13 protein-coding genes and 3 tRNA genes are annotated in these 13,913 nt (G+C 37.2%); 5 read left to right on the top strand and 11 right to left on the bottom strand.

The genetic code is table 11. The annotated features are described in order from the left end of the window. Positions 1–92: 92 nt before the first annotated feature. From AC0T5Z_RS04405 to AC0T5Z_RS04415, 3 genes are all read left to right on the top strand, one after another. Positions 93–581 carry a chorismate--pyruvate lyase family protein gene (locus AC0T5Z_RS04405; RefSeq protein WP_291335464.1) on the top strand — a complete coding sequence of 163 codons (489 nt, stop codon included), beginning with the start codon at positions 93–95 and terminating at the stop codon, positions 579–581. Between the two features lie 14 nt (positions 582–595). Further along, the gene (gene ubiA, locus AC0T5Z_RS04410; protein ID WP_291335461.1) at positions 596–1,474 is read left to right on the top strand and encodes a 4-hydroxybenzoate octaprenyltransferase; all 879 of its coding nucleotides are present in this window, start codon (positions 596–598) and stop codon (positions 1,472–1,474) included. A gap of 198 nt (positions 1,475–1,672) precedes the next feature. Beyond that, entirely contained in the window at positions 1,673–1,930 is a 258-nt protein-coding gene (locus tag AC0T5Z_RS04415; RefSeq protein WP_291335459.1) for a hypothetical protein, read from the top strand. 16 nt (positions 1,931–1,946) lie between these two features. Here the strand turns inward: AC0T5Z_RS04415 and AC0T5Z_RS04420 are convergent, their stop codons facing one another. From AC0T5Z_RS04420 to AC0T5Z_RS04470, 11 genes are all read right to left on the bottom strand, one after another. Beyond that, positions 1,947–2,390, bottom strand: coding sequence for a DUF2726 domain-containing protein (locus AC0T5Z_RS04420; protein ID WP_435336751.1), 444 nt, complete (start codon positions 2,388–2,390; stop codon positions 1,947–1,949). A gap of 79 nt (positions 2,391–2,469) precedes the next feature. Beyond that, positions 2,470–2,545 (bottom strand) — tRNA-Asn (locus AC0T5Z_RS04425). 116 nt (positions 2,546–2,661) lie between these two features. Next, positions 2,662–2,964 (bottom strand): hypothetical protein, encoded by a 303-nt coding sequence (locus AC0T5Z_RS04430; RefSeq protein WP_291335455.1) that lies wholly within the window; start codon positions 2,962–2,964, stop codon positions 2,662–2,664. 214 nt (positions 2,965–3,178) lie between these two features. Next, positions 3,179–3,254 (bottom strand) — tRNA-Asn (locus tag AC0T5Z_RS04435). A gap of 6 nt (positions 3,255–3,260) precedes the next feature. Further along, a tRNA-Asn gene (locus AC0T5Z_RS04440) sits at positions 3,261–3,336 on the bottom strand. A gap of 276 nt (positions 3,337–3,612) precedes the next feature. After that, positions 3,613–5,280, bottom strand: a complete 1,668-nt coding sequence (locus tag AC0T5Z_RS04445; protein WP_179996851.1) for an ATP-binding protein — start codon at positions 5,278–5,280, stop codon at positions 3,613–3,615. Then, entirely contained in the window at positions 5,273–6,469 is a 1,197-nt protein-coding gene (locus AC0T5Z_RS04450; protein WP_179996910.1) for an SIR2 family protein, read from the bottom strand. Before AC0T5Z_RS04450 ends, AC0T5Z_RS04445 begins: the two co-directional genes overlap by 8 nt. A gap of 22 nt (positions 6,470–6,491) precedes the next feature. After that, the gene (locus AC0T5Z_RS04455) at positions 6,492–9,935 is read right to left on the bottom strand and encodes a DEAD/DEAH box helicase family protein (protein ID WP_225530948.1); all 3,444 of its coding nucleotides are present in this window, start codon (positions 9,933–9,935) and stop codon (positions 6,492–6,494) included. A 20-nt stretch (positions 9,936–9,955) separates the two neighbouring features. Further along, complete coding sequence (locus AC0T5Z_RS04460) at positions 9,956–11,161, bottom strand: restriction endonuclease subunit S (protein WP_065388219.1); 1,206 nt, start codon at positions 11,159–11,161, stop codon at positions 9,956–9,958. Next, a complete protein-coding gene (locus tag AC0T5Z_RS04465) occupies positions 11,161–12,642 on the bottom strand; it encodes a type I restriction-modification system subunit M (RefSeq protein ID WP_065388220.1) in 1,482 nt (493 codons plus the stop codon). The genes AC0T5Z_RS04460 and AC0T5Z_RS04465 overlap by 1 nt, the downstream gene beginning before the upstream one ends. Before the next feature lie 100 nt (positions 12,643–12,742). Next, entirely contained in the window at positions 12,743–12,949 is a 207-nt protein-coding gene (locus AC0T5Z_RS04470; RefSeq protein ID WP_179990867.1) for a helix-turn-helix domain-containing protein, read from the bottom strand. 93 nt (positions 12,950–13,042) lie between these two features. Between AC0T5Z_RS04470 and AC0T5Z_RS04475 the strand changes: the two genes are divergently transcribed. After that, positions 13,043–13,540, top strand: a complete 498-nt coding sequence (locus AC0T5Z_RS04475) for a hypothetical protein (protein ID WP_179996867.1) — start codon at positions 13,043–13,045, stop codon at positions 13,538–13,540. 122 nt (positions 13,541–13,662) lie between these two features. Further along, the gene (locus AC0T5Z_RS04480) at positions 13,663–13,857 is read left to right on the top strand and encodes a DNA-binding protein (protein ID WP_179996868.1); all 195 of its coding nucleotides are present in this window, start codon (positions 13,663–13,665) and stop codon (positions 13,855–13,857) included. The last annotated feature ends 56 nt before the right edge of the window (positions 13,858–13,913 follow it).

A 13,913-nucleotide genomic window follows, 5' to 3' on the forward strand; every position in this document is an offset into this window, starting at 1 on the left:
TATTATGGATAATTGCAGGAAATTACGCCCTCGGTCACAAAACTTTGCCTAAATTTGGGCTAAACTAGGCTGTCTTGTTAAGGTGGCAGAACATGCGAACACAGCCTATTTTTCCCAAACAGGCAAATCTGCCTGCTGAATTAAAAACATGGCTCTATGCAGCAGGTTCTTTGACCCAACAACTGACTCAGCTCGCAGCTGGACAATTTAAAGTTGAACCACTGCAGCAATCTTTTCAGCGTTTAAATTTACAAGATGCCCAGTGGATGCAAATGCCACATTGGCACATTTCATGGGTACGTGAAAGCTATTTATATGGCTGTGATGAACAGCCGTGGGTCAAAGCCAAAAGTATTTTTCCGATTCTAAGTTTACAAAGCAAAGCCCGTTTATTTCAGCATATTGGCAATAAACCGATTGGCTGGTTTTTGTTTCAGCGCACCAATCCGCTATGTCAAAGGCGTGTGGTTTTGCTCGATGAAGGCTGGACACGGCAAAGTTGCTATACTTGGCATGGCTGTAAGTTTATTGTGCAAGAAACTTTCTTACCGCGTTTTGAGCAATTTATTCAACAACATTAAGATACGAGATTGGTATGGCATTGGCACAGCAGATCACGTGGCGTGAGCGTTTAGAAGCATATTATTATTTGTGTCGTTTCGATAAACCAATTGGCACAGAACTGGTGTTTTGGCCTACAATGTGGGCCTTGTGGATTGCCAATCAGGGCATGCCATCTATCGGGATATTAATCCCTATGATTCTAGGCACAATTTTTATGCGCGCCGCAGGTTGTGCCATTAATGACTTTGCTGACCGTAATGTAGATGGTCATGTGGAACGTACCAAAACACGTCCTTTAGCGACGGGTGTGATTAGTGCCAAAGAAGCCATTTATGTATTCTTAGATTTAGTTGCACTTAGTGCAGCCATGTTGTTGTTCTTACCGATTGAAACGTTTTATTGGTCGTTTGGGGCATTGTTTTTAGCGTTTATTTATCCATTCATGAAACGCTACACCCATTTGCCACAAGTGTTCTTAGGGGCGGCATTTTCATGGTCTATTCCCATGGCTTATACCGCTGTTGGCGCAACGCCTGATCTCACTTGCTGGTTATTGTATTTTGGCAATTTGGCATGGACTGTGGCGTATGACACCCAATACGCAATTACAGACCGTGAATATGATTTAAAAATTGGAGTGAAATCTACCGCAATTTTATTTGGTCGCTACGACATTCCAATTATTTCATTGTTGCAAGCGGGCAGTGTGCTTTTGATTGGTACGGCATTGTGGTTAGAAAATTTACTGATTCCATTTGGTTTGGCAGCGTTGTTGGTGGTGGTGGCAGACTTTATATATCAATGGCGTAAAACCAAAGATAAAGACCCGCTACGCTGTTTTTGGGCATTTCGTCATAACCGTTGGGTTGGGCTGATTATTTTTGTAGGAATTGTATTGGCTTTAATGTAAATATTTTTGTGCGATAAAAAACTGAGTAAAGCATCTGATGGTATTGTGCGGCGGGTGCTTTTTTATTAGATGGCTGATCAATTTTTTCTGTTAAAAAATAAACTGAGCATTAGAACGTACATACCTGATGTACAAAGCACTATCAGCATTATTCTGATATATTGAGCGTCATTTTGAAGTTAGAATTAGGAAAAGATGATGTCACAGTCTGAACAGCAAGCAGCTGCAAAAAAGCCAAGCCTAAAAAAGATGATTTTTTTGGCAAGCTTAGGTTTATTGATTCCTATTTTCTTGGTCAGTATGGCATTTTTAGCAGTTAATAGTGATGCTAAAAATCAGGAAAAATATAAACAACAGCAGGCAGAAATTATTGCGCGTATTGAAGCGCGTAAAGCTGCAGAACAACAAGCAAAGCAGGCCAGTCAGTTACAAGCCGCTTCAGAAGCTACACCTTAATATCGAGTTGAAGATTTTAGCTCAAATCTGATTGCAATTGTCTGATACTTGGAATTTCGGTGTATCGGACAACGCGATAACCTGCCTCGTGAAACATTGCGTCCCGTTCTGCATCTTCCTGTTCTTTGCCAATATGTGAATGATCATCTAACTCTATAATTGCAATAACGTGCATGTCTGCATTTAAGATTACAAAATCAGTCACTTTACGATTAAACAGCGCACGAATTTTGTAGTGGCTATTGGTGATTAATGCGCTAAATGCCACTTGCGCCAAGATGTGATACTCAGGAAAAGCCTGTTTTAAACGCATAAACATTCTGCGTTCAAAAGCCGTCATCATCGGTTTGGGATAAAAATTTTTCTTGGGAAAAAATAATGGCTGAAAAACTAAGATAAACAGGGCAAGGCTCGCCAAGCTGCCAATAAGCAAAAAAGTCGATTGACTGGATTCAAACATAGATGATGCAGTGTCGTTAGACCCTAAGCAGCAGGAATAAAAAACCCACGTCATGCTGCGTGGGTTTTTTTAAGTAATTTGGCTCTCCCACCTGGGCTCGAACCAGGGACCTGCGGATTAACAGTCCGTCGCTCTACCGACTGAGCTATGGGAGAATCTGTCACGCATTCTATGTGGGTATCTGTTTTTGGTCAAGCTGGAATTGAAAAAAAACCGTAATTATTGATTAACTGCTTTAAAAATAATCGTCTAGCTTTGTTGTATAACAGTTTTAGAGTGTTTGAATGGCTTTGATATAATCTTCGCGTGTCGGTTGAGGGTTAGTTTTGCGACATAAATTAATTAATCGCAGCATCTCTTGCTGGGTCAGATCTGATTTCACTTGGCTTTGAATTTGTTTTAATGTTGCTTTTTGCTGCACGTTCAGATCACGACTGCATTGATACAGACGTTCATACATGAGTGTCGCGGCAGTTTTATTGCTTTCAGATTTTTGCGTACATTGAAAAATTGCAAAAATCACCACAATCAGAATTGTCCAAAAAATCAGGGATTTTAACCAAGGCGCTTGCATGGGCTTTCAAGTTTTATTGTTGTTGATGAACTTAAGGTAGCGAAAAAATAGAGGCATCACAAGAAGAGCTCCCCGATCTTCATCGCATTTTTTAATCTTAATTTAAGGGGAGAGTTGGGCATGTTCAATTCGCTTAGAACATCATATCCACTATAAAAACGATAAAAATAGCCAAAAAAATCCCACGTCATGCTGCGTGGGATTTTTTAGAATTTGGCTCTCCCACCTGGGCTCGAACCAGGGACCTGCGGATTAACAGTCCGTCGCTCTACCGACTGAGCTATGGGAGAATAGATTGGCTCTCCAACCTGGGCTCGAACCAGGGACCTGCGGATTAACAGTCCGTCGCTCTACCGACTGAGCTATTGGAGAATCTGTGGGCATTTTAGGGATGAAAGTTTAAGTCGTCAACACGTTCATCATCAGAAATGTATTGTTTGCTTTATAAATATTCATTTCATCTGCAAAAATAAAAAAACTGCCCATAAAGTTATTACTAGTACAGTAATTTATATAAAACATACAAAAAAGATCTCTTAATGAGATCTTTTTTGCTTTAAAAGGAGGAGTTGTAAAAGAATCTTACTAGTTAATAATATACAAATTATAAAAACTGCCCATTACTTCTACGCAATCAAACAATAAATATTAAGACCACTTATTTTGAAAATCAGCACCAGATGAATTAGGTGTAATCGATGGCTTATGAATATTGATAGTTAATGGAATGGGAAAGTCGTTGCCAATAAGAATAGCTTCGCCAGGTTGTAAGCTTGGTAAAAAATTTGAAGCTACTTTATCTATTTCACCACAGGCACGTTCTATGATTTCTCTATCACGATCATTAGTAAGTCTGTGAACAATCAATGTTCCTAATTGACTTAAAACACCCTCTGTAATATCTCTTGGTCGCTGGGTTGCCAAGCAAATATTCAACCCAAATTTTCGACCTTCTTTAGCAATTAATTCAAATGAATCTAATTTAGCAATAGTATCTTCATTTCCAATACTTTTACCGATGAAGTTATGAGCCTCATCTAAGAAAATAACTATTGGTTTATCAGAAAATTTTCGATCCCTCGCCAGGTTCAACAGATGTCTTCCAATTACATTAGCAACAATTTCCCTAGCCTTAAATTCAAAACCTACATCACTTAGATCGATTCTCAAAATTTTTTTATTTGAATTATAAAAACTATCAATTTTTTGCACGAGTGTTGGTAATTCTTTTGGTCTAAAAACAAACTCAAAAGTCTTGGATGTCGTTATCCCATGTATTCTTGAAACTAATGCAAGGCAGTAACTGAAACTTTGCTGATCTTCGCTCCAAAGCCCATCTGCTCTAGGTGGCCAAATACATTCTTCTCTAATTTGCTTACTAAGTTTTAAAGGATCGAACGGTGTTGATGGATGTTCAAGGAGTGTTGTACCACCAATAGAATTTACACAGTCTCTCCAAGATTGCTCTGTTTTTTTAATTTTCCAAAAAATGCCATGTTCAATTTTATCTAAATGTTGTTTCTGTTTATTTAAAATATGAACAAGCCTTAAACTTCTTATAGCATCTCTAAATTTAGGCCCTTGAACTTTTCCAGATGGTTCAAATAATGCAATAAAATCAGCCTCTTGAAAGCATTCAACAGGTAAACTTACTTGACAAGAATCTATTGAAGGGTTGATAGGTTCACCCAAATGAATATTTTCAATATCATCACCAATGAAATCTTTATATTCTCCCGTTGGGTCAAGAATAATAATTTTAGAGTTAAATTTTACACACTCCTCTAAAATTTTTGCTGTCGTATAACTTTTACCTCCACCAGTAGAACCTAGAATTCCTAAATGTCGTCCAAAAAGTTTTTCTGGTGTTACGGTTATATCACAGCCTTGATCTACATCAATAAAACCTATATTAAACTCAACCTTTGATGTTTCTTTATTCATGCGTTTGGGCAGTTGAGCGATAAGCTCATGTGGAGCTGAATAAATAAGATCATTGATATTTGGATAGTATTCGACCCCTGCTGTGACGTGCAGATTATCCATTTGAATTGTTCCTAAGAGTTGAATTCTCCCTGCGATATCCAAATTAGATTTATTTAAATCATCCTTTTTTATTTCTACAATGCGTCCAAGAATTAAGTTGACCTGACTTTCAATTAATATGAATTCACCAACTTCGCCTTTTCCATAGCGTTTGCCGCGAAAGTAGGTAACTAGGTGCTGAAAATTAATATATTCAAAATTGACAGAATTGGCAGTAACAGCGTTTACCTTTCCAAAAAGTAATTCTGGTTTGATTACACCATTATGCATGTGTGCCTCCATTGAACAATTTCTTCATATTTTCATGCAAATTCTCTGCAGGAGATAAAGCTGTAAGGTCAGGAATAAGACTGGAAAATTGTTGAAAATCACAATTTATAAAGAAAATCTCATCATTTCTTCTATCATCAGCAATCTTCTTAAATATTTTCCAATATTTTGAAGTTTCAGATGTAGATTTACTAAAATCTTGTTCAATACTAGGTGAGACAATAATAACTTTTAAATGAGGGTTAGAAAGAATGGCTGATAATATTGGCTCAGATAGATGATCATCATTAAAACCAAATCCAGCAATAATTAAGCATGTATTCGGTTCTCTTAAAGATTGTGAGAAACGAGCAATTAACTCTAGATGTGGCTGTATATATGATTGCTGATATTTCCCTTTTGCAGGAAAGATCATACAACTGTCTTCAGCCGTTACATTTTCCGATTGCTTAATGATATAAGGAATCTCTTTATCACGGCTCCAATTAATAGATCCATGTAGCTTATAAAGTTGGTAGACACCTTCTAAATAATGGATATTTGTTGATGAGCTAGTAGTATTTCTACGGACAATGTCTATATCAAAAAATCTAGCATCATAAATGCGAGGTATTGAAAAGGAAAACCCATCTATTACAGTGATGCCTAATAATCCAGCAGCATCTTCAAAACACGTATCATAGTTAGTCGTAAAAAGTTTAACCCTTGGATCTGTTGACTTTCTTCTAGCTAGTTTTCTAATAAACTCTTTATGACCAATTAGTTGAGTATCTTTATCATTGATAAACCTACATTTTTCTAAAATTAGCTCTTTACATTTATTTGTAAATAGTTCGGTTTTTTCTTTTTCTTCACCAACTTGTAAATAAGCTTCACAATGAGATAGGCATACTTCTATATTCTGATTTTTAGCATCACTAGCACTGTATTTACTTTCACTAAAACAATCTTTAGCAATTTTTTCCATACCCTCTGTAGTACAAGCTACCCATAAATCCCACATTTGAGGGCCGTTAACTACCTTACCTAATGAAGTGCCACTGCCTGCAAGTACCATAATATTAGGCATTTGTAATGAGGATTTGAACTTGCTTTTAATTTCAGTTTCAAAATTTTCATTTTCAGTCCCATCATCTTTTAAAGCGCTAACCCAAGTCTCTTGTGATGGATTGTAATATTTAATAATCATATAGTTATCTAAACCTTCTATTTTACGCCACCGCACTCTCATTAAACGCTTCAACCACATTTAAAATATTATCAGCATCACCACCAGTAAACACACCATCAATCCCCTCAAAATGGATTTGACTAAAAGGTGGTTCATACAGCTGCTCTGGCTGTAGTGTTCCCCGAATGGTTAAGTGTTCAATGACCATTTCAACAAAACGAATCTGTTTTTCATTATAGGTTGTGCCTTGCAAATACTTGGAGAAAGCTGCCTGTACAGCTTGGCGATCCAGTCCAACCAATGAACGAATAAATAAGGGTAAACCTTGCTCTGTTCCAAAGCATTCTTCAAACTTTTCTTTGCTTTCAACCTCTTGAGCTTCAAAAACAAATCGCTCAAGCTCTTTTAAATCAGTTGGGGTTAAAGCTAAACCTCGCTTTAATTTGGCAATAGTAATGTGGTTTTCATTAGCTTTAATAAAGCTCTCCACACGCTTGCGGTATTGCGCAATATTTACCCCACTTGAAACCACTGGAATATCAACTTCAGTTGCTTCACCAATTTCATCATCCAACATGGAATACACAATCGTAGAGGTTGTTTTTTCAATGAGTTTAACCAAGCCACGGATACGTTTACGCATCGACTCAAGCATAGAGACTGTAATTCCTTCCCAATAGGCTTCAGTTTGTATGTCCTGAATTAACTTAATCTGTGCTGCGACAACAGGAATATTCTCTTTGCTTTCCAGTTTAGAAGCGATTTCAATCACTTTATTCGCATAGGCAAGTACCGCTTTGGCATCCTTATTCAGCACAGCAAGTTCGATGTTGTAGCACAACATATCAAACAGCTTGGCTTCTAGTGTTTCTGCTTCTAGTTCATTTGGAAGTTTAGAAATATGTTCTCGTAATGTACCAATAGCTAGATCATCTAAATTGTTCCATGCCTCATCTTTTTGGAATTGCTCAACATACTCAAGCTCATCACGAACAATAAAATTATCTTTGTTCATTGATTTCACTTCAGTTTGCAGGCTTTGTTGTATGTCTTGACGGACGGCTGCCAATTCTTCAGTTTGATATTCTTGAGCATTCAACAAACTCAAAAGATTTAAACGTGCCTTAAATAGTCGTTGCCCCAAGGGTTCAGCAGTAGATACAGGCGCACCATCAGGATTTTCGTTGAAATATTCAAAGTTTGAGCAGTAATCAAAAATATAGAATTCTTTTTTGTCCATTCCTGGGGCAAAGAGGTCTTTGCAAAGCCGTGTACCACGACCAATCATCTGCATAAACTTCACTTTTGAACGTACAGCTTTGAAAAAGACGAGGTTGACCACTTCAGGCACATCAATGCCTGTATCGAGCATATCGACAGAGATAGCAATTTGTGGATCAGCCAGCTCTTTCTTACTAAAGCTATCAATCAGGCTTTGTGCGTACTTGGTTGAATGCGTGATTACACGGGCGAACTTACCATCATATTGCGGATAGTTTTTGTCAAAGCGTTCTGCAATGAAATTGGCGTGGTTCTGATTGACTGCAAAGATGATGGTTTTACCCAACATATCTCCACCTTCAACCTTGATGCCATTTTCCATCAAGTGCTGCAGCATTTTGTCTACTGTGCCTGTATTAAACAGTTCCTTATTAATTTTTGATGCATTTACTTCTTCAGGTGCGTCATCACCGCCCCAATCCAGCTCATTCCAGTGTTCTTTTTCTTCTTCGGACAACTCATTAAATTTCACACCTTCACGCATGAACTTTAAGGGGACTGAAAAGGCTTTAGGTGGAACTAGATAACCATCGGCAATAGCTTGGTCTAAATCGTAATAATCTGTCGGAACACCACTTTCCAAACCAAAAAGTGCATAAGTATCACGGTCTACTTCATCGCGTGGGGTAGCAGTTAAACCAACCAATAAGCTGTCAAAGTATTTAAAAATCTCACCGAATTTTTGGTACACGCTACGATGGGCTTCATCGACAATAATCATGTCAAACATGCCTGTACCGTATTTACGTGTGCCGTCTGCATTCACTTCATCAATCAGTCCCATCATGGTTTGATAGGTAGATAAATACACTCGTCCATTTTGATTTTTACTGTCTACTAAATTAACAGGTGCAGAGTCAGGTAAATTGGCTTTAAAGGCATTGGTGGCTTGTACGACTAATGAGGTACGGTCAGCGAGGAATAAAACCTTCTGAACAGCATTGGCTTTCATCAGCACATCAACCAACGCAATTGCGGTACGGGTTTTACCTGTACCTGTTGCCATAATTAGTAAACCTGCACGTTCTTTACGCTGAAATGCGGCTAAAATCGCTTTGATGGCACGGGTTTGATAATAACGCTCAACGATTTCCGCATTGATCGGAAAGCTACCCAAATCTGGATTATTTTTGCGTCTTTCAATTAGGCGTTTTAGTTCAGCCTGTGTGTAAAAACCATGCACCAAACGTGGTGGGCCACCTTGCACATCATTCCAGATACGGGTTTTATAACCGTTGGTGTAGAACATTACAGGACGTTGACCTGTTTGCTGCTCCAAACAATCTGCATAGAGTTTTGCCTGTTGTTGTCCTACTTCAGGATCAACCGATGTACGTTTAGCCTCTACCAAGGCTAAAGGCAAGCCATTGGCATCATACAGTACATAATCGACAGCACCTTTACCTGATGGGCTTGGCATGCCTGTAACTGGAACTTCCTCTCTTGCAGTTGTACCAATCTCCCAACCAGCTTCTTCTAGTAAAAGATCAATTTTTAGTTTGCGGGTTTCGTCTTCTTTGTAGTCGGTATGATCAGGAATCTGACTATTGGCAAGTTTAGCTTGTTCAACTTCAGCACGTTTTTGAGCACGTTCAGCATCAATATTGGCAAGTAGTTTTTCGCGTTCTTCCAGACTTGCAGATAATTCAAACAGCTGTTGTTCACGTTCACGCAAGGCTTTGTGTTGTTCTGCAAATGCTTTTTCTTTGGCTTCTACTTCTTTTTGCAGTTGTTCCTGATTCGCTGCCATTTGCTGTGTGTGGTCAGCATTTGGTATTAGTTTTGGGTTAAATAAAATCGACTGTGAACGGTCTTTTGAAGGTGAACCATAGTTACGTTCAAACCAGACATAGATCAGGAACAGATGGCTAATGTGTTTAACTGTTTCTTCAGTCGTCAGTTGTTTGAATTTTTTACCGTGTACCGCACTGTTGCCCACCATGCGGATGTTATCCATTTTGTCCCAAATGTAGGGTGGGATAATTTCTTTGAATTTTACATCGGTAATGAGGTTGTAGAGCGATGGGTCATAAGGTTGGGTAAGTTTTTTATCGTATTGATATAGCCAGAGAACAAGGTTTTCTAGTGATGTTCTTGCAGCAGCAAGGGCAAATTGTGGGGAAATATACACGAGCTTTTCAGCTTCTTTAGCAGTGTTTGCCAAGCTGTTAAATTCAGGCTCTAAAAACTGAAAGTTGCTCATGTATCCACCCTCTAATAATTTTATAAATTTCCACTAAATGCTTGGTTTTGTAATGTTTTAAATAGTGAATTAAGACTAGCAGAAGACCGTCTAAATGTCTTAATTTGCTCCCAAAGTTTAGTTGAAGTTTCTGCGAACTTATCTTGTTGCTCTTTTGGGGGAAGTGGCATTAACATTTCATTTAGTTTTCCTTTAGAAATATTTTTCATTGAACCGCTTGTACCGCTAGATAGCTTAGATAACTCATTTCTAAATTCTGTATTTTTAAATAAATCCCATAGATAGAGTTTATTCACTTTTGAATCATCAGATATTGAGAATTTCCATAACTTATCTGGTAAAACAATATTTTCGGGAGTATCCCAAACATAAGCTGTAGCTGCTACTAATTCAGTGGTATTGGCTCGACTGAAAAGTAGATCTCCTTGTTCTACAATTGCTAAAGGATTAGGCTCAAAATTGTTAGGAGCAAATTTACTTTCGTCTGGCTTATAAACTTTTGAAGTTACAGCACTAACTTTTAAAATTTTGTACTTAGATTCACGTTCATCTGGGCATTCAATATTTTTCCCTCCGATAAACTCATCAACAACGTCCCCGACTTTCACTAAATCCCATCCTTTAGGATTGCTCACAGGATCACCAAACATTTCAATAAATGTGGCTTGTAACAGCTGATCTAACTTCTCAATCGCTTGCTGACGCTTTTGGCGTAGCTCATCCGCTTTATCTAGAATTTGAGCAATTCGGCGCTGCTCAGAAAGTGGTGGGAGTGGGATTTCTAAATCATCTAAATGCTCATTCTTTAGATTATTAATGTTTGCACCAGCAGCTAAATTAGAAATAATTTGACGATATTTTTGAGTCTGAAAATAATTAGCAAAATATCTTGGATCAACTAACTCAGTATTTGGGCGAAGTATCTTACAAAATGCACCAAATCCTGCATTAATGTTTTCTTTTGCCGAAGCAGCCTTACCAACTAAACTAATACTCCCACTCGATGCAGCAATAATTACATCACCTGCCAAAATTCTTTGTTTTTCTGAAATTTTACTTTCAGGAACATAAACAAAATCGTCTAAAACTAGGCCTTGTTCTTGAATATTATTAGCTCTTAAAACAGGTAAATAACCATCTTGCATATTCGCAATAACATCACTTTTTGAATAGGAAACGCCACGAATTTGAGTAGAAATATTTCCAATTTTTACAATTTGAGTCATTATTTCAACATCTCCTTAAGCACAGCCATTCCTTTTAAAATATCCTGCTCAAGCACTTCTAAATCTGCCAAAATTTTACTTGGTGTTTCATACTCAACTTGCTCATAGACCACTTCCTTATAACGGTTAATAGACAAGTCGTAACCATTGGCAGCAATATCGGCTTTATCCACCAAGAAACTTTGCTCAGTAGCTTTACGATCTGCTTCAGCATCCAAATTTTTAAAACGGGCAAGAATGTCAGGAATATTATTATTTTCGTGTTTAGAGGCATCTAGCTCATTACGCTTATCATCTAGCGAATAGCCATCTGCCTGCATGTCATAGAACCAGACTTTATCTGTACCACCAGATTCAGTTTTGGTGAAAATCATAATTGCAGTAGAAACACCCGCATACGGCTTGAACACACCAGAAGGCATAGAAATAATCGCCTCAAGCTTTTGTTCTTCTACAATCTTTTTACGCAAATCCTTATGTGCTTTAGATGAGCCGAATAACACCCCATCAGGCACAATAATTGCTGCACGACCACCTGTTTTCAGCAAACGTAGGAACAATGCTAAAAATAGCAATTCAGTCTTTTTGGTTTTAACAATCGCCTGAATATTTTTAGCACAGCTTTCATAGTCCAAACTGCCTGCAAATGGTGGATTGGCAAGAATCAAACTAAACTGACTTTCAATATGTGAATGTGCTTCGCTTAAAGAATCACGGTTTTCAATACTTGGATTTTCAACACCGTGCAGCATCATATTCATAGAACCAATACGAAGCATGGTGCTGTCAAAGTCATAGCCAAAAAAAGTTTCTTCACTAAAACGCTTTGCTGCTTCAGGTGATGCAAAAATTTCTGTGCTGTGATGTTCATTTAAGTATTCACTTGCAGCAACGAGGAAGCCTGCTGTACCGCAAGCAGGGTCGCAAATAGTATCGGTTGGTTTTGGCTGCATCAACTCCACAATCATCTTGATGATATGGCGAGGTGTACGGAATTGACCGTTCTGACCTGCAGATGCAATTTTACCAAGCATGTACTCGTAAATATCACCCTTAGTATCTTTATCATCCATCGGCACTTCAGCCAAGAGATCGACCACTTTCGTTAAAAGTGCAGGTGTAGGAATAGTGAAACGGGCATCCTTCATGTGATGACTGTATGTAGTATCACCTTCATTACCAAGATTTTTAATAAACGGAAAAACTTCATTGGCAATAATATTGTAAAGCTGAGTAGGATCACCCAAGGTAGTGAACTTTGACCAACGCAGATGATCTTGCTCTGGTTTGAACACTGGTTTTTCTATTGTTATTTTTAGACGATTGGCTTTGCGCTCTTTTGTAATCTGGATTTCATCAAGTCGGCGAATAAATAACAAATAGGTCATCTGCTCCATCACTTCGAGTGGGTTAGAAATACCCCCACTCCAAAATGCATTCCAGATTTGGTCAATTTTGCTTTTAATTTCGCCTGTAATCACACTGATGACTCTCAAATTTCTTTGAGGATATTGTGGTAGATATTAATAGAAAAAGCTATTGTAATTAAATGAGATGCGACATGGTTTGGCGTGAGAAAAGTTAAGGCAATAACTCTTTAGCATCAATCTGAAGCACAGAAGCAAGCTCATAGAGTTTTAAGACAGTGATGTTTACTTCACCACGTTCAATACGACCCAAATAACTACGATCAATTCCACATTGTAATGCTAATGCTTCTTGGCTAATTTTTTTCTCCGCTCTTTTTTTTCGTAATAGTCGACCAATTTCAGTAGATAATTCTGACATTTGAAAAATTTCTCAAAAAACAGAAATATCACCAATTGAGGATTAAACATCCACGGCTTATAATCCTCATTTTCATTATGAAAGAGGTCTAAAATGTTGAAATTGAATATTCCCTTAGCCGAAGATTTCGTTGAAATAATAAAAAACAATGAAATTAAAAATTGGGAATCAAAATACTTTTGGTTAATTATTAAACAATCAGATCGACCACGCATTTTAAGTATGAAGAGATTACGTGAGCGCATGTACACAGCAATTCAAGTATTATTGAAAAATGATTTTTTGGTAGCACAAAGATCACTATGTAATAAAAGATTATATTTATATAGTGAAACGCCAAAATTAAAAGAACTGCGAAAAAAACTGATTGATATTGAAGAAAACAACCCACTATTTACCCAAAAAAACACTATAAACAAAGAGTTAAGCTTTCTAAAAAATCAGGTAGATTTTATTAATGAATTGGCAGTTTCTTACCCTGAATTTTGTGATTCAATTCAAAAATATAAAGAAGAAATTGATTATCAGATTAATTTTTGTGAAGTAAAGATTAAAACAATAAATAACATTATAAAAATATATAATGGATGATTATAAAAACCATTATACATAATATTAATATAATAAAAACAATAACTTACAATAAAAAAGTGATTGATTAATCCTGAAAAATATTCTATTTTTTCGTCAACATCATTCAAAATTCACCCGATATGATCAAATCGATTCAGCAAGTTAGAGAAGAGTTTTCAGCAAATGGAATTTCCATTGCTGAATGGGCAAGAGATAATCATTTTTCTCCAGACCTAGTTTATCGAATTTTAAAGAACAATAGAGTTCCGAAACGCGGTGAAAGCCATAAAATTGCAGTGAAATTGGGTATTAAGGAGCAAAAAAATATGAATTAATTTTAACTTTTAATTATTCTTTTTAAGTGCAGAAAGTATAAAGACCCATGCTGTAA

This window comes from Acinetobacter pengchengensis (genome assembly GCF_982235305.1).